Origin of the sequence: Stenotrophomonas maltophilia (assembly GCF_013464915.1) — a bacterium.
Lineage (GTDB): Bacteria > Pseudomonadota > Gammaproteobacteria > Xanthomonadales > Xanthomonadaceae > Stenotrophomonas > Stenotrophomonas maltophilia_AT.
The window spans coordinates 1-17,205 of sequence record NZ_RAVT01000058.1 but is presented as its reverse complement, the minus strand read 5'-3'; the positions used below and the strand labels follow the sequence as shown (position 1 = coordinate 17,205).

General features: G+C 66.4%; 11 protein-coding genes. 7 read left to right on the top strand and 4 right to left on the bottom strand.

Features of this window, described 5'->3' with window-relative positions; translation table 11 throughout:
- Positions 1–29 precede the first annotated feature (29 nt).
- From D7T59_RS18530 to D7T59_RS18515, 4 genes are read left to right on the top strand one after another with little or no spacing between them, the layout of a single operon-like run.
- Entirely contained in the window at positions 30–1,397 is a 1,368-nt protein-coding gene (locus D7T59_RS18530; RefSeq protein ID WP_180853206.1) for an FAD-dependent oxidoreductase, read from the top strand.
- On the top strand, positions 1,397–2,836 hold the full coding sequence (sbcB, locus tag D7T59_RS18525) for an exodeoxyribonuclease I (RefSeq protein WP_180853205.1): 1,440 nt from the start codon (positions 1,397–1,399) through the stop codon (positions 2,834–2,836). The genes D7T59_RS18530 and sbcB overlap by 1 nt, the downstream gene beginning before the upstream one ends.
- Complete coding sequence (locus tag D7T59_RS18520; protein WP_005410240.1) at positions 2,833–3,519, top strand: DUF2461 domain-containing protein; 687 nt, start codon at positions 2,833–2,835, stop codon at positions 3,517–3,519. The genes sbcB and D7T59_RS18520 overlap by 4 nt, the downstream gene beginning before the upstream one ends.
- 55 nt (positions 3,520–3,574) lie before the next feature.
- Positions 3,575–4,126 (top strand): DUF2939 domain-containing protein, encoded by a 552-nt coding sequence (locus tag D7T59_RS18515; RefSeq protein ID WP_180853204.1) that lies wholly within the window; start codon positions 3,575–3,577, stop codon positions 4,124–4,126.
- Between the two features lie 74 nt (positions 4,127–4,200).
- On the opposite strand, the gene D7T59_RS18510 is transcribed toward D7T59_RS18515, so the two are convergent.
- From D7T59_RS18510 to D7T59_RS18500, 3 genes are all read right to left on the bottom strand, one after another.
- Complete coding sequence (locus D7T59_RS18510; RefSeq protein ID WP_005410242.1) at positions 4,201–5,145, bottom strand: 5'-nucleotidase; 945 nt, start codon at positions 5,143–5,145, stop codon at positions 4,201–4,203.
- Positions 5,146–5,192: 47 nt separating this feature from the next.
- On the bottom strand, positions 5,193–5,966 hold the full coding sequence (locus D7T59_RS18505) for an NAD kinase (protein ID WP_049428363.1): 774 nt from the start codon (positions 5,964–5,966) through the stop codon (positions 5,193–5,195).
- 190 nt (positions 5,967–6,156) lie between these two features.
- Positions 6,157–11,133 carry an NAD-glutamate dehydrogenase gene (locus D7T59_RS18500; RefSeq protein WP_180853203.1) on the bottom strand — a complete coding sequence of 1,659 codons (4,977 nt, stop codon included), beginning with the start codon at positions 11,131–11,133 and terminating at the stop codon, positions 6,157–6,159.
- A gap of 250 nt (positions 11,134–11,383) precedes the next feature.
- Here D7T59_RS18500 and D7T59_RS18495 point away from each other — a divergent pair, with 250 nt between their 5' ends.
- From D7T59_RS18495 to D7T59_RS18485, 3 genes are read left to right on the top strand one after another with little or no spacing between them, the layout of a single operon-like run.
- Positions 11,384–12,040, top strand: a complete 657-nt coding sequence (locus D7T59_RS18495) for a TetR/AcrR family transcriptional regulator C-terminal domain-containing protein (RefSeq protein WP_180853214.1) — start codon at positions 11,384–11,386, stop codon at positions 12,038–12,040.
- Entirely contained in the window at positions 12,040–13,305 is a 1,266-nt protein-coding gene (locus tag D7T59_RS18490) for an efflux RND transporter periplasmic adaptor subunit (protein WP_180853202.1), read from the top strand. The genes D7T59_RS18495 and D7T59_RS18490 overlap by 1 nt, the downstream gene beginning before the upstream one ends.
- 15 nt (positions 13,306–13,320) lie before the next feature.
- The gene (locus D7T59_RS18485; protein ID WP_164135887.1) at positions 13,321–16,494 is read left to right on the top strand and encodes a multidrug efflux RND transporter permease subunit; all 3,174 of its coding nucleotides are present in this window, start codon (positions 13,321–13,323) and stop codon (positions 16,492–16,494) included.
- A gap of 157 nt (positions 16,495–16,651) precedes the next feature.
- On the opposite strand, the gene D7T59_RS18480 is transcribed toward D7T59_RS18485, so the two are convergent.
- Positions 16,652–16,939, bottom strand: coding sequence for a hypothetical protein (locus D7T59_RS18480; protein WP_180853201.1), 288 nt, complete (start codon positions 16,937–16,939; stop codon positions 16,652–16,654).
- Positions 16,940–17,205 lie beyond the last annotated feature (266 nt).

Genomic DNA, 17,205 nt, shown 5'->3' with positions numbered 1-17,205 from the left:
CGGCCCCTCCCCTACTGCTGGACAGTTCGTTGATCGCACACGCTTCCCGCTCGTTGAGCATTATCGGTGCCGGCCTGGCCGGGTCCCTGCTGGCTATCCTGCTGTCACGCCAAGGCTGGCGCATCACCCTGTACGAACGCCGCGGCGATCCGCGCGTGGCCGACTACGAGAGCGGCCGCTCGATCAACCTGGCGCTGGCCGAGCGCGGGCGCAACGCGCTGCGCCAAGCCGGCGTGGAAGACGAGGTCATGGCGCGCGCGGTGATGATGCGCGGCCGCATGGTGCATCCGCGCGAAGGCGAACCTCAGTTGCAGCGCTATGGCCGCGACGACAGCGAAGTGATCTGGTCGATCCACCGCAGTGATCTGAACACCACGCTGCTGGAACTGGCCGAACAGGCTGGCGCGACCGTGCACTTCCACCGCCGCCTGCACACCGTCGATTTCGATGCCGGCTACGCACGCTTCATCGATGACCGCGACGACAGCCCGCACGACATCCGCTTCGACACCCTGATCGGCGCCGATGGTGCAGGCTCGGCCCTGCGCGCGGCGATGAACCGGCGGGCGCCGCTGGGTGAGGACATCGCGTTCCTCGACCACTCCTACAAGGAGCTGGAGATTCCGCCGGCCGCCGATGGCAGCTTCCGCATCGAGCGCAACGCGCTGCATATCTGGCCGCGCGGCCACTACATGTGCATCGCCCTTCCCAATCACGAAGGCACCTTCACCGTCACGCTGTTCCTGCCCAACCAGGGCGACCCCAGCTTTGCCACGATCAACACCGGCGCACAGGCCGAAGCATTGTTCGCGCGCGAGTTCGCCGACACCCTGCCGTTGATCCCGAACCTGCGCGCGGACTGGGAACAGCACCCGCCGGGCCTGCTTGGCACGCTTACGCTCGATCGCTGGCACCAGCAGGGCCGGGCCGTACTGATCGGCGATGCCGCGCATGCGATGGTGCCGTTCCACGGACAGGGCATGAACTGCGCGTTCGAGGATTGCGTGGCTTTGTCCCGTCACCTGATGGAAGCCGATGACCTGGAAGGCGCGTTCGCCGCATTCGAGGCCGAGCGCAAGCCGAATGCACGCGCGATCCAGCAGATGGCGCTGGAGAACTACCTGGAAATGCGCGACCGCGTCGCCGATCCCGCCTTCCTGCTGCAGCGTGAGCTGGAACAGGAACTGCAGCGGCGCTGGCCGACCCGGTTCGTACCGCACTACACGATGGTCACCTTCCTGCATACGCCGTACGCGGAAGCCCTGCGCCGCACCGAGCTTCAGCGCGACATGCTGGTGGCGGCCACGGCTGGCCTCGATTCACTCGACAACATCGACTGGGTCGCACTGGAAGCGCAGGTCCACGCGCAGCTGCCGGTCCTGGAGGGCGCGCACTGATGGCTGACAGCTTTCTGTTCTACGACCTGGAAACCTTCGGCCAGGACCCGCGGCGCACGCGCATCTCGCAGTATGCCGCGATCCGCACCGACGCCGATCTGAACGAGATCGACACCCCGGTCAGCTTCTTCGTGCGCCCGGCCGACGATCTGCTGCCCTCGCCGATGGCCACCCTGGTCACCGGCATCACCCCGCAGCAGGCGCTGGCCGAGGGCATCAGCGAGGCCGAAGCCTTCGACCGCATCAACGAGCAGCTGTCGCGCCCCGGCACCTGCGCACTGGGCTACAACACGCTGCGCTTCGACGATGAATTCGTCCGCTACGGCCTGTTCCGCAACTTCCATGACCCGTACGAGCGCGAGTGGCGCAACGGCAATTCGCGCTGGGACCTGCTGGACATGCTGCGGCTGATGCGCGCGATGCGCCCGGACGGCATCCAGTGGCCGCTGCGCGAGGACGGTGCCACCTCCTTCAAGCTCGAGCACCTGGCCGAGGCCAACAACGTGCGCGAAGGCGACGCGCACGAGGCGCTGTCAGACGTGCGCGCCACGATCGGCATGGCACGGCTGTTCAAGCAGTCGCAGCCGCGCTTGTGGGACTACGCCCTGAAGCTGCGCGACAAGCGTTTCGTCGGCAGCCTGATGGATGTAACCGCGATGAAGCCGGTGCTGCACATTTCCATGCGCTATCCAGCCAGCCGCCTGTGCGCGGCGCCGGTGCTGCCGTTGGCCGTGCACCCGACGATCAGCAACCGCGTGATCGTGTTCGACCTGGACGGCGACATCGACGACCTGCTGGCACTGCCGGCCGACGTGATCGCACAGCGCCTGTACATGCGCGCCAGCGAGCTGCCCGAGGGCGTAGCGCGGGTACCGCTGAAGGAGGTGCACCTCAACAAGGTGCCAGCATTGATCGCCTGGAACCACCTGCGTGCCGACGACCACGAGCGCCTGGGCCTGGACGTGGCTGCCATCGAAGCCAAGATCGAGCGACTGCGCGAATTCGCCCCACAGCTGGCAGAGAAGGCACGCCAGGTCTACAACCAGCCGCGCGTGGCCACCGTGGCTGATGTCGACGCATCGCTGTACGACGGATTCCTCGGCAGCGGCGACAAACCGCTGCTCGCGCTGGCACGCACCACCGCGCCGGAACAGCTGGCCGCGCTGGAGGGCCGCTTCCGCGACCCGCGCCTGCCCGAGCTGCTGTTCCGCTACCGCGCACGCAACCATCCCGACAGCCTCGCGCCGGCTGAACGCCTGCGCTGGCAGGATTACCGCCGCCAGCGCCTGCTTGGAGACGGCGGCCTGGGCGAACTCAACCTGCCCCAGTACCAGCAGCAGCTGGACGCACTGGCCGCCGAAGCGCCCGATGACGCCCGGCGCCAGGCCCTGCTGCAATCGCTGCGCGACTGGGGCCAGCAGCTGCAGGAGACCTTGTGAGTACCTATTTCTCGGACGCCAGCTTCAAGTTCCTGCGCAGCCTTGCGCGGCACAACGACAAGGCCTGGTTCAACGACCACCGCCAGCAGTACGAAGACCACGTGCGGCAGCCGTTCCTGCGCCTGCTGGGCGACCTGCAGCCGGCGCTGGCGGAGGTCAGCGAGCACTTCCGCGCCGATACCCGTGGCGTCGGCGGCTCGCTGTTCCGCATCCATCGTGACGCGCGTTTTTCCAACGACAAGTCGCCCTACAAGACCTGGCAGGGTGCACGCCTGTTCCATGAGCGCCGCCGCGAAGTAGCCGCGCCGTCCTTCTACGTGCACCTGCAGCCGGGCGAAAGCTTCGTCGGCGCCGGCCTGTGGCATCCGGAACCGGAAACCCAGCGCCGCGTGCGCCACTTCATCCTCGACAACCCCGGCAGCTGGAAGGCCGCCGCGCATGCACCGGCGCTGCGCAAGCGCTTCGATTTCGAGGAGAGCGAGAAGCTGGTACGGCCGCCGCGCGGCTTCCCGGCCGACTTCGAGTTCATCGACGACCTCAAGCACCGCAACTGGGTGATGTGGCGCTCGCTGGACGACGCCACCATGACCGGCCCGCGCCTGCTGTCCACGCTGGGCAAGGACCTGGCAGGGCTCGGCCCGTTCGTCGACTACCTGTGCGCGGCGCTGGACCTGGAGTTCTGAACCGCATCACCTGCCGTTCACCACCGGCCGCCTCACTTGCGGCAGTCTGGACAGCATGAAGAAGCTCACTGCACTGGCTGTGCTGCTGGTCCTGGCCTTGGCTGCGTGGTGGTTCGGTGGCCCCTACATGACCGTGCACGGCCTGTCCAAGGCCATCGAAGAACGTGACACCGCGCGGCTGGAACGCTACGTCGATTTCCCGCGCGTGCGCGGCAGCCTGCGCGCCCAGCTCAACGACTACCTGGTGCGCCAGGCCGGGCCTGGCGTGGCGGCCAGTCCGTTCGGCGCCCTGCTCTACGGGCTGGGCGACCAGCTCGGTGGTGCGGCGGTGGAGACGATGGTGACCCCGACCGGCATCGGCGCGATGCTGCAGGGCCACGTGCTGTGGAAGCGCGGCCGCAATGAACTGCAGGGCGGCGATGCCTTCGGAGCGACCGAACCGGCACGGCCATTGAAGAACGCCGAGCATCACTTTGAAGCGCTGGACCGCTTCGTGATCGATGTCGACCGCGGTCCCGGCCAGCCGCCGCTGAAGGTGGTGCTGGAACCGCAGGGCCTGCGCTGGAAGGTGGTGGATCTGCAGTTGGGGATGTCGGCCACCCAATAACCGGTAGCCGCCCACCTTGGTGGCACCGATGCATGGCAGTGCCAACCAGCGGTTGGCACCCACCCGGCATGGTTTCACCCCTCGTTGGCGACGCCATGCGGCACATGGCCGGCGGCCACGTGTTCGCGCGCACTGTCGATGTTGTGCTGCGAATCGTCGAAGAAGATGTCGGCGCCGAAGGCCTGCAGGAAGGGGCCCTTGTGGCGCCCACCAAGGAACAGCGCCTCGTCCAGGCGCACGCCCCACTCGCGCAGGGTGCGGATCACGCGCTCGTGCGCCGGCGCCGAGCGTGCGGTAACCAGCGCAGTGCGGATCGGTGCGCTTTCGCCGGCCGGGAATACTTCCTGCAGCGTATGCAGGGCCGACAGGAAGCCGCGGAACGGGCCGCCACTGAGCGGCTCGCGGGCACGTTCGCGCTCGTGGCGGCCAAACGCCTCCACGCCCTGCTCGCGCGAGATGCGCTCGCTCTCGTCACCGAAGATCACCGCGTCACCGTCGAAGGCGATGCGCAGCTGGCCAGCCGGGCGCCCGGTGTCGATCTGGTCGGCCGCCGCTGCCGCGGTTTCGCCGGGCGGCTTGGGCAGGATGGTGGCCGCGGCGATGCCATGGCGCAGCGCGCTGCGCACCGATTCCGGGTTGGCCGACAGGAACAGGTCGGTACCGAATGGCTTCACGTACGGCCAGGTCGGCTCGCCGGCAGTGAACGTGGCGCGGATGATGCCCAGGCCGTAGTGCTGGATCGAATTGAAGATGCGCAGGCCGGTATCGGCCGAGTTGCGCGACAGCAGGATCACTTCGACGCGCGGATTCTCCGGGCTGGCGCCCTGGTTCAGTGCCAGCAGCTTGCGTACCACCGGAAACGCCACGCCGGGGCCGAGGATGTCGTCCTCGTGCTGGCGCTGGAATTCGGCGTACGCCGCCACGCCATCGCTCTCGAACAGCGCGTGGCTTTCCTCGAGGTCGAACAGGGCGCGCGAGGTTACCGCAACAGTCAGCAAACGGGGGGAGTTGTCGCCCATCGGTGGGGGTCCTTCAAGCGGTCGGCACGGCCGGCCGCCCATTGTCCTCAAAAAACGAACTGTTCGCTCAGGATCCTGTCTTCCAGGTTGTGCTCCGGGTCGAACAGCAGGGTCACGCGGCGGTCCTTCGACTCGCGGATGGTCACCTCGACCACGTCGCGGGTCTCGTGCGAATCGGCGGTGACGCTGACCGGGCGCTTGTAGGGATCGAGCACGCGGAAGCGCACCTCGGTATCGGCCTTCAGGATCGCGCCGCGCCAGCGCCGCGGCCGGTACGGGGCCAACGGCGTCAGCGCGATGGTGTGCGAGCCCAGCGGCAGCACCGGACCATGCGCGGAATAGTTGTAGGCGGTACTGCCCGCCGGGGTGGCCACCAGCACACCGTCGCCGATCAGTTCGGCCACGCGCTCCTGGCCGTTCAGGTCGATGCCGATATGCGCGGCCTGCCGGGTCTGGCGCAGCAGCGAAACATCGTTGTAGGCCAGCGAACCGGTACTGGTACCGGACTCGGTCAGTGCCACCATTTCCAGCGGGCGCAGATGGGCCGGCTCGGCGCGGGCGATGCGGGCATGCACGTCTTCGTCGCCACGGTACTGGTTCATCAGGAAGCCGACGGTGCCCAGCTTCATGCCGAACACCGGCTTGCCCAGGTGCCCATGCCGATGCAGGGTCTGCAGCATGAAGCCATCACCACCCAGCGGGCACAGCACGTCGGCCTGCTCGGGCGCGTAGTCGCCATAGCGCGAGACCATGGCCGCGCGGGCCATCTGCGCGGGCTCGGTGGTGCTGGCCAGGAAAGCGATGCGGGGGGTGTCGCTCATCAGTGGATCCGGGTGGGTGTGCCAGCAAGAGCATACCCGGTAGTACCGGCCGCTGGCCGGCAGCTGCACCCGGTTGCGGTTCATGTGGTTGCCGGCCAGCGGCCGGCACTACCGTGCAATACAGAACGGCCCCGCTTTCGCGGGGCCGTTCCGTTTCACGCTTACCGGGCGTGGCCCGGCGCTACATCACTTACGCACCATGCGCCGCCAGCTGGCCCAGGCGCTGCACCGCGACCGAGACGGTCGGGTAGTCCAGGGTCTTCTGCTCGGCCAGTTCGGCCAGCATCGCCAGGGTGAAGCGCAGGCTGTTGTCGTCACGGCCCATCCAGGCTGCGACCTTGGCCTCCGCGCTGCTGCCCTTGGTGCCCAGCACCTGGCCGGCCAGGTTGCGGTGGTTGGCCGCCAGCTCGTCACGCAGCACGCCACGTGCCACGGCGTGCCAACGACCGTTGACCTCCAGCGCGTCGACCTGCTCGAACAGCCACGGCAGCTGCAGGGCATCGCCCAGGCGGAAGTGGACCTTGGACACGTCCACCGGCTTCAGCTTGCGGGTACGGGCCAGTTCGATGATGTCGAACGCCGGCTCCAGGAAGTGCAGTTCGGCCAGCTGCTGCGCCAGGGCGGACGGCAGGCCCTTTTCCTTCCACTCGGCCACCAGGGCTTCGTAGGTCGGACGCTGCGAATCCGGCAGCACACCCGAAGCAACGCGGATGTCGTTGAACGGACCCTGGTAGCGGTTGACGGCCTCAGTGATGCCCGGCATCGCACCCGGGCGCGACAGCAGCCAACGCACGAACGAACGCTGCAGCTTCCAGATCACTTCCAGCGCGTCGATCTGCACCGACTCCGGCACCTTGCCGTCGAGGGCATCGATCTGCGCCCACAGCGCGCGTGCATCCAGCGTTTCACGGCTGATGGTGTAGGCCTTGGCGACCTCGGCGATGGAACGGCCGGTGTCTTCCTGCATGCGCATCAGGAAGGTGGCGCCCATGCGGTTGATGGTCTGGTTGGTCACGGCCGTGGCGATGATTTCGCGCTTCAGGCGGTGACGCTCCATCGCGTCGGCGTACTTCTTCTGCAGCGGGGTCGGGAAGTAACGCTGCAGTTCCTTGGACAGGTACGGGTCTTCCGGAATGTCCGAATCCAGCAGCTGGGCGAACGCCACCAGCTTGGAGTAGGACAGCAGCACCGACAGCTCCGGACGGGTCAGGCCCTGGCCGCGTGCCTTGCGCTGGGACAGCTCGGCGTCGGACGGCAGGAACTCGATCTGGCGATCCAGCAGGCCCTGCTGTTCCAGGGTACGGATGAAGTGCTGCTTGGAACCCAGGCGCTTGACCGCCATCCGCTCCATCAGGCTCAGGGCCTGGTTCTGGCGGTAGTTGTCGTTGAGCACCAGCTCGGCGACTTCATCGGTCATCGAGGCCAGCAGCTTGTTGCGCTGCTCGACGGTCAGCTTCTTGGCCCGCACCACATCATTGAGCAGGATCTTGATGTTGACTTCATGGTCGGAGGTGTCCACACCGGCCGAGTTGTCGATGAAGTCGGTGTTGAGCAGCACGCCAGCCTGGGCGGCTTCGATGCGGCCCAGCTGGGTCATGCCCAGGTTGCCGCCCTCGCCCACCACCTTGCAGCGCAGCTCGCCACCGTTCACGCGCAGCGCGTTGTTGGCGCGGTCGCCGACATCGCTGTGCTGCTCGCTGGCAGCCTTCACGTAGGTACCGATGCCGCCGTTCCACAGCAGGTCGACCGGTGCCTTCAGGATCGCGCTCATCAGATCGTTCGGCGACAGCGCCTTGACGTTGTCGTCCAGGCCCAGCGCTTCACGCACCTGCGGGGTGATATCGATCGACTTCAGGCTGCGCGGGTACACGCCGCCGCCCTTGCTGATCAGCTTGGCGTCGTAGTCCGCCCAGCTCGAGCGCGGCACGGTGAACAGGCGCTCACGTTCGACGAACGTGGTGGCCGCATCCGGGTTCGGGTCCAGGAAGATGTGGCGGTGGTCGAATGCAGCGACCAGGCGGATGTGGCGCGACAGCAGCATGCCGTTGCCGAACACGTCGCCGGACATGTCGCCGACGCCGACCGCGGTGAAGTCCTGGGTCTGGCTGTCACGGCCCAGCGCACGGAAGTGGCGCTTGACCGACTCCCACGCACCGCGTGCGGTGATGCCCATGCCCTTGTGGTCGTAACCGACCGAACCACCGGAGGCGAACGCATCGCCCATCCAGAAGCCGTGCGCGATGGCCAGGCCGTTGGCGATGTCGGAGAAGGTCGCGGTGCCCTTGTCGGCGGCCACCACCAGGTACGGATCGTCCATGTCATGGCGCACGACATCCACCGGCGGCACGATCTTGTTGTTGACGATGTTGTCGGTGATGTCCAGCAGGCCCTGGATGAACAGCTTGTAGCAGGCCACGCCGTTGGCAAAGATCGCATCGCGGTCGCCGTTCACCGGCGGGGTCTTGGCGAAGAAACCGCCCTTCGCGCCGACCGGCACGATGACGGTGTTCTTGACCATCTGCGCCTTGACCAGGCCCAGCACTTCGGTACGGAAGTCTTCGCGACGGTCCGACCAGCGCAGGCCACCACGGGCCACGGCACCGAAGCGCAGGTGGGTACCTTCCACGCGCGGGCCGTAGACGAAGATTTCGCGGTACGGGCGCGGCTTGGGCAGGTCCGGCACCAGCGCCGAATCGAACTTGAAGCTGATGACATGGCCGTGCTGGCCGTTGGCATCGGTCTGGTAGTAGCTGGTGCGCAGGGTCGCGTCGATCACGCCCATGAACGAACGCAGGATGCGGTCCTCGTCCAGGCTGGACACGCGGTCCATCAGCTTCAGCAGCGCATCGCGCGCGGCCTGCATCTGCGCGTCGCGGTCGCCCTTGCGGGCGTCGACCACGGTCTTGAGCACCTTCAGGGTGGCCTCGTCACCGGCAGCCAGCACATCGAGGTGGGCCTTCAGCTGGGCCTGGCCGGCAGCGATGTCTTCCTTGCTTTCATGGCCGGTGGCCGGATCGAAGCGCGCTTCGAACAGCTCCACCAGCAGGCGGGCCAGCAGCGGGTAGCGCGCGAAGGTGCCTTCCACGTAGGCCTGCGAGAACGGCACGCCGGTCTGCAGCAGGTACTTGCAGTAGCCACGCAGCATGGCGACCTGGCGCCAGTGCAGGCCAGCAGCCAGCACCAGGCGGTTGAAGCCATCGTTCTCGGCATCGCCGTGCCAGACGCGGGCGAAGGTCTCGCCGAAGGCTTCATCGACGCTGGCGGCATCAATCGCACCGGCGGTCGATTCGACCTCGAAGTCCTGCACGTACACCGGGGCGTTGTCGACCGACAGGCGGTACGGACGCTCGGCAATCACGCGCAGGCCCATGTTTTCCATCATCGGCAGCGCGTCCGACAGCGGAATGTCATCCAGCTGGCGGTACAGCTTCAGGCGCAGGCCATCACCGCTTTCGCGCGGCACGGCCTGCAGGCTCAGGCGCAGGTCGTCCGGGCCGGTCAGGGCGTCGAGCTGGCTGACATCGTTGGCGGCAACGGCGGTGCTGTTGTCTTCGATGTAGCCGGCCGGCAGCGCCTTGCCGATACGGGCGGCGATGCGCAGGCCTTCGGTTTCGCCATGGCGGGTGACCAGCGCTTCGCGCAGGTCGTCCTGCCAGTTGCGCAGTACCTGGGCCAGCTTCTGTTCCAGTTCGGCGGTATCGACGTCGAGCATTTCACCCGGCTTCGGGCGCACGATCAGGTGCACCTGGGCCAGCGGCGATTCGCCCAGCACCACCGAGCTGTCCACGTACTCACCGTGCAGCGCTTCCTTCAGCATCGCTTCGATGCGCAGGCGCACGTCGGTGTTGAAGCGCTCGCGCGGCAGGTAGACCAGCGCGGAGATGAAGCGGCTGTACTTGTCGCGGCGCAGGAACAGGCGGCTGCGCACGCGCTCCTGCAGGCCCAGCACGCCCATCGCGGTGCGGAACAGTTCGTCCTCGCTGGACTGGAACAGTTCTTCGCGCGGCAGGGTTTCCAGGATGTGGCGCAGGGCCTTGCCGCTGTGGCTGGCCGGGGCCAGGCCGGACTGCTTCATCACGTGCTCGTGGCGCTGGCGCACCAGCGGGATCTCCCACGGGCGGCGGTTGTAGGCGCTGGAGGTGAACAGGCCAAGGAAGCGCTGCTCGCCGATGATCTTGCCCTTGGCGTCGAATTCCAGCACGCCGATGTAGTCCATGTAGCCGGCGCGGTGCACGCGCGAACGGGCATTGGTCTTGGTCAGGATCAGCGCGTCCTTCAGGCCGGAGGTGGCATTCAGGCCCTGCGCGGCCAGGGTCTTGACCGGACGCGCGGCGGATTTGTCCTTGCCGCGCATCAGGCCCAGGCCGGTGTCGTTCAGCGGCGCCAGCACGTCTTCCTTGCCCTGCTTCTCGACGCGGTACTCGCGGTAGCCGAAGAAGGTGAAGTGGTTGTCGGCGGCCCAGCGCAGGAATTCCTGTGCTTCCTTGCGCGAAGCATCGTCGACCGGCAGCTGGCGCTTGCCCAGGTCGTCGGCCAGCGACAGCGCCTTGTCCTTCATCGGCTGCCAGTCGCGCACGATCGCGCGCACTTCGTCCAGGGCCTTGTTGATGGCCTGTTCGATGGCGGCCATGGCTTCGGCCGGCTGGCGGTCGATCTCCAGCAGCATCACCGACTCGGCATCACCCTCGCCGACCTTGACCAGCTTGCCGGCCTTGTCGCGGGTGAAGCGCAGCACCGGGTGGCCCAGCACGTGGACGCCCACACCCTGTTCGGCCAGCGACATGGTGACGGTATCGACCAGGAACGGCATGTCGTCGTTGACGATCTGCAGCACCGTGTGCGGCGATTCCCAACCATTGGCCTTCGCGGTCGGATTGAACACGCGGACGTTGGCCTTGCCGGCCTTGCGGGCACGGGCGAATTCCAGCGTCTCAGCCGCGAGAGCGGCCCACTCTTCAGCGCTGTGGTGCGGGAACTCGTCCGACTCCATGCGCTTGTAGAAGTCAGTGGCGAACGCCACTGCTTCGGCCTGTGCGGCCGCGGGGTAGCGCTTGCGCAATGCCGTGTACACCGGCTCCAGGGAGAAACCAGCGGTCACTGCGACCTCCGACTCTGCTGGTTTGGTCTTGTTTTTCACGGTCTTGGCTGCGGTTTTTTGCGGTTTCATGGCAGAGCGATGCGCTTGCTCAGTTGGGAAAATGAAATTGTAGCCCTACCGCACGAAAAGGCCTTGCTGCAGGACGGAATAAGCAGATTCGGGTTTGCTGCGGTTTAGACGCCTATTCAGTTCGCACCGGTATGGTGCTGGCGCCTGTTTCAGCACTGCCGACAGGATCGGCAAAACGTGTTACCGGAAGACACACGCGGCGACGCCGATGCGATTCCACAATCCTGAACTGGACGGTATAGTCCACCGCGTGAGCCCGGCCTACCTCCCCGTTGCCCTCGATGCACGCGATGAGCGCGTGTTCGACGCCGTACGCGAACTGCTGGCCCAGCAGGGCATGCAGATGAGCATGGAGGCGGTGGCCCAGCACGCCGGCTGCTCCAAGCAGACCCTGTACTCGCGCTATGGCAGCAAGCAGGATCTGTTGCGCCGGGTGATGCAGCGCCATGTCGGCCACGCCACCGGCGCCATGGTCCGTGCACTCCGTACTGACGACCTGCGTGCCAGCCTGCTCCAGTTCGCCACCGACTTCCTGGAGCATTTCAACCAACCGCACGTAGGACAGGCCTGCCGGCTGATCGCTGCCGACGCGGCCCAGTTTCCCGAAGAGGCGCGTACGCTGTACCGGCATGGGGCCGGCGCGCTGACGCTTCATCTTACTGAATGGATTGAAACCGTTTGCATGCGCGGCCAGCTCCGGCATGACGACCCGCACTTCATGGCCGAACTGCTGCTGAGCATGATCGCCGGTCAGGATTTCGACAAACAGCGCTTCCATACCCCCCATCGTGATGACGCGCTGCTGCGTCGGCGCTGGGCAGAGTTCTCCGTCGACAGCTTCCTGCGCGCATTCGCGCCACAGCCGTTGCCGGCCCCGCCTACAAACCAACCCCGGAGTTCCTCCTGATGACCGCCCCACTCCGCACCCTTGCCTTGACGTGCGCCGTTGCTGTCGCGCTGGCTGCCTGCAAGAAGCCGGAACAGCAGATGCCCCCGCCGCCGGAGGTGGGCGTGATCGACGCCAAGCCGCAGACCCTGCCGCTGCAGCGCGAGCTGGTCGGCCGCCTGTCGCCGTTCCGCAGCGCCGACGTGCGCGCGCGCGTGCCGGGCGTGCTGCTCAAGCGCGTCTACCAGGAAGGCTCGCAGGTGAAGCAGGGCCAGACCCTGTTCCTGATCGACCCGGCGCCGCTGCGCGCCTCGCTCAACGCCTCCGAAGCACAGCTGGCCTCGGCCCGCGCCACCTACGCCAATGCCAAGGTGGCCGCCGATCGCGCCCGCTCCCTGGCGCCGCAGCAGTTCGTCTCCAAGTCCGACCTGGACAACGCTGAATCGGCCGAACGTACCGCGCTGGCTGCGGTCAAGCAGGCCGAAGCAACGGTGACCTCCTCGCGCATCAACCTGGGCTACACCGAAGTGACCGCACCGATCAGCGGCGTGGCCAACAAGCAGCAGGTCACCGAAGGCGCGCTGGTCGGCCAGGGCGATGTGACCCTGCTGACCACCGTCGACCAGCTCGACCCGCTGTACGTGAACTTCTCGCTGAGCGTGGACGAGCTGACCCAGCTGCGCGCGCAGCAGGCCAAGGGCGCGCTGGCGCTGTCCGGCGATGGCAAGGCCACGGTCAACGTCAAGCTGGCCGACGGCAGCACCTACAGCGAGCCGGGCACCCTGGACTTCTCCTCGACCACGGTCGACCCGGCCACCGGTGCGGTGTCGCTGCGCGCGTTGCTGCCCAATCCGCAGCAGATCCTGCTGCCGGGCGCCTTCGTCAGCTTCCAGGCCAACCTGGGCGAGCGCAACAACGCCTTCCTGGTGCCGCAGCAGGCCCTGCTGCGTGATACCACCGGCGGCTACGTGATGGTGGTCGGCGCCGACGGCAAGGTCGCGCGCAAGAACGTGAAGACCGATGGCGCGCAGAACGGCAACTGGCTGGTCAGCGACGGACTGGCCGCCGGTGACAAGGTGATCGTGGCCGGCGTGCAGAAGGTCAAGGAAGGTGCACCGGCGGTGGCCAAGCCGTGGACTCCGGGACAGGACGCCAACGGCAAGCCTGCCGCGGGCGCCGCGCCGGCAGGTGCAGCACCGGCCGCAGGCAACGCACCGGCCGACGCCGCCAAGCCCGAGCAGGCCGATGCGGCCAAGCCGGCCGCCACCGAATCGAACAAGCAGTAACGGGAACCTTCCGTCATGCCTAAATTTTTCATCGAGCATCCAGTCTTCGCCTGGGTGGTAGCGATCCTGATCTCGCTCAGCGGCGTGATCGCGATCCTCAACCTGGGCGTGGAGTCCTATCCCAACATCGCCCCGCCACAGGTGACCGTCTCGGCCACCTACCCGGGCGCCAGTGCGGACACCACTGAAAAATCGGTCACCCAGGTGATCGAGCAGCAGCTGACCGGTATCGATCACCTGCTGTATTTCAGTTCCTCGTCCGCCTCCAACGGCCGTGCGCAGATCACCCTGACCTTCGAGACCGGTACCGATCCGGACATCGCCCAGGTGCAGGTGCAGAACAAGGTCTCGCTGGCCACGCCCCGACTGCCCTCGGAAGTGACCCAGCAGGGCGTGGTGGTGGCCAAGGCCAACGCCGGCTTCCTGATGGTGATCGCGCTGCAGTCCGATACGCCGGCCATCAACCGTGATGCCCTGAACGACATCGTCGGTTCGCGCGTGCTCGACCAGGTCTCGCGCATCCCCGGCGTCGGCAGCACCCAGCAGTTCGGTTCCGAGTACGCCATGAACATCTGGCTGAACCCGGAAAAGATGCAGGGCTACGGCCTGTCGGCCAGCCAGGTGCTGGCCGCGGTGCGGGCGCAGAACGTGCAGTTCGCCGCCGGTGCGCTGGGCTCGGACCCGTCGCCGGAAGGCCAGCACTTCACCGCCACGGTCTCGGCCGAAGGCCGCTTCAGCTCGCCGCAGGAGTTCGAGAACATCATCCTGCGCGCCAATGCTGATGGCTCGCGCGTGCTGCTGAAGGACATCGCCCGCGTTGCCTTCGGTGCCAACAATTACGGCTTCGACACCCAGTACAACGGCAAGCCGACCGGCGCCTTCGCCATCCAGCTGCTGCCGGGCGCCAACGCCCTGAACGTGGCCGATGCCGTACGCGCCAAGATGGACGAACTGCAGCCCAGCTTCCCGGCCGGGGTCACCTGGTTCTCGCCGTACGACAGCACCACCTTCGTCAAGATCTCGATCCAGGAAGTGGTCAAGACACTGTTCGAGGCAGTGTTCCTGGTGTTCCTGGTGATGCTGATCTTCCTGCAGAACTTCCGCGCCACCCTGATTCCGACCCTGGTCATCCCGGTGGCCCTGCTCGGTACCTTCCTGGGCATGTGGATGATCGGCTTCACGATCAACCAGCTGACCCTGTTCGCGATGGTGCTGGCGATCGGCATCGTGGTCGATGACGCGATCGTGGTGATCGAGAACGTCGAACGCATCATGACCGAGGAAGGCCTGGCGCCGAAGCCGGCCACGCAGAAGGCGATGACCCAGATCACCGGCGCGGTGGTGGCGATCACCGTCGTGCTGGCCGCGGTGTTCATCCCGTCCGCCCTGCAGGGCGGCGCGGCCGGTGAGATCTACAAGCAGTTCGCGCTGACCATCGCCATTTCGATGGCGTTCTCGGCGTTCCTGGCGCTGGGCTTCACCCCGGCGCTGTGCGCGACCTTCCTGAAGCCGACGCACAACGACAACCCGAACATCGTCTACCGCACCTTCAACAAGTACTACGACAAGATCAGCCACACCTATGTGGGCCACATCACCTCGGCGGTGCGCCATGCCCCGCGCTGGATGATCCTGTTCGTGGTGCTGACCGCACTGTGCGGCTTCCTGTTCACCCGCATGCCGGGCAGCTTCCTGCCGGAGGAAGACCAGGGCTATGCGCTGGCGATCGTGCAGCTGCCGCCGGGCTCGACCAAGGGCCAGACCAACGAAGTGTTCGCGCAGATGCGTGGCATCCTGGAAAAGCAGGATGGCTATGAAGGCATGCTGCAGGTGGCCGGTTTCAGCTTCGTCGGTTCCGGCGAGAACGTGGGCATGGGCTTCATCCGCCTGAAGCCGTGGGAAGAACGCAAGTTCACCGCGCCCGAGTTCATCCAGAACATGAACGGCGCGTTCTATGGCATCAAGGAAGCGCAGATCTTCGTGGTCAACCTGCCCACCGTGCAGGGCCTCGGCCAGTTCGGCGGCTTCGACATGTGGCTGCAGGACCGCAGCGGTGCCGGTTACGAGCAGCTGACCCAGGCCCGCAACGTCCTGCTCGGCCAGGCCGCGCAGAAGCCGGACCACCTGGTCGGCGTGCGCCCGAACGGCCTGGAAAACGCGCCGCAGCTGCAGCTGCACGTGGACCGGGTGCAGGCGCAGTCGATGGGCATGTCGGTGTCGGACGTGTACAGCACCATCCAGCTGATGCTGGCCCCGGTGTACGTCAACGACTTCTTCTACGAAGGCCGCATCAAGCGCGTGACCATGCAGGCCGATGGTCCCTACCGCACCGGCCAGGAGTCGCTGAAGAGCTTCTACAGCCCGTCCAGCCTGACCACCAATGCCGATGGCACCAACGCAATGATCCCGCTGAACACGGTGGTCAAGTCCGAATGGGTATCCGCGCCGCCATCGCTGAGCCGCTACAACGGCTACTCGGCGATCAACATCGTCGGTTCGCAGGCGCCGGGCACCAGCTCGGGTGAAGCGATGCAGACCATGGAAGGCATCGTCAACGACGACCTGCCGGCCGGCTTCGGCTACGACTGGTCCGGCATGTCCTACCAGGAAATCCTGGCCGGCAACGCCGCGACCCTGCTGCTGGTGCTGTCCATCGTGGTGGTGTTCCTGTGCCTGGCCGCGCTGTATGAAAGCTGGTCGATCCCGGTGGCGGTGCTGCTGGTGGTGCCGCTGGGTGTGCTCGGCGCACTCGGCCTGTCGATGCTGCGTGGGCTGCCCAACGATCTGTTCTTCAAGATCGGCCTGATCACCGTGATCGGCCTGGCCGCCAAGAACGCGATCCTGATCGTGGAGTTCGCGGTGGAGCAACGTGCAGCAGGCAAGAACCTGCGCGATGCCACCATCGAGGCGGCCCGCCTGCGTTTCCGCCCGATCCTGATGACCTCGTTCGCGTTCATCATGGGCGTGATCCCGATGGCGATCTCCACCGGTGCCGGCGCCAACTCCCGCCATGCCATCGGTACCGGCGTGATCGGCGGCATGCTGTTCGCCACCCTGCTCGGCCTGCTGATGATTCCGGTGTTCTTCGTGGTCGTGCGCCGCATGCTGGGCGACAAGCTGGATGAACCGTCCAAGGAGTTCCTGGAACGCCAGCGTGACGCGGATGCTGCACACCGTCCGGATCGTTGATCCGGCGCTGAGCTGAAACGAGAAAGGCCCCGGAGCGATCCGGGGCCTTTTTTGTTGCCGCATTGCGGGGTCAGGGTAGATGCAAACCTTGGTTGGCGCTCTTCAATCCATGCCAACCAAGGTTGGCATCTACCAGAGCAATGGCCATCCCGATACCTCAGCGCAGCAGCGCGATCACCGCACACACGGCCACGATCACCAGCGCCGCCCACTGCATCGGTACGAAGAAGAAATGATGGCGTGCCACTTCACCCTTCGGCCGCGGCACGCGGTTCAGCCACAGCCCCAGCACGGCGTTCACGGCCGCACCAAGGCCACCGCCCAGCAGCACCTGCTGCAGCGGGATGTTGCCCTTGGGGCCGTCAGGCGGGGAGAAGTACGCCAGCAGCAGGATGGCTGCAATCGGCGTCACCAGCGTCATGAATCCCCAACCGCGATGGATCATCGTGCAGCTCCATGCAAAAAAAGGGGCTGCACTGTAGCGGGGCTTGCGCGCGCGATCGCTTTCTGTAGAGCCGAGCCCATGCTCGGCTGCTTGTGCTGGAGCCGAGCATGGGCTCGGCTCTACAGACGGCCAGAGAACAGCGCATCCACGCATGGCGTGGATCTTATCTCTTGCCGATCTGGCACTTTGGGTGCCGAGAGCCCGGCGTGGGCGACCGTGTGGATCTAGGTCTTTCGACCGTGAAGTAGCTTGGGTCCCCACGCCGG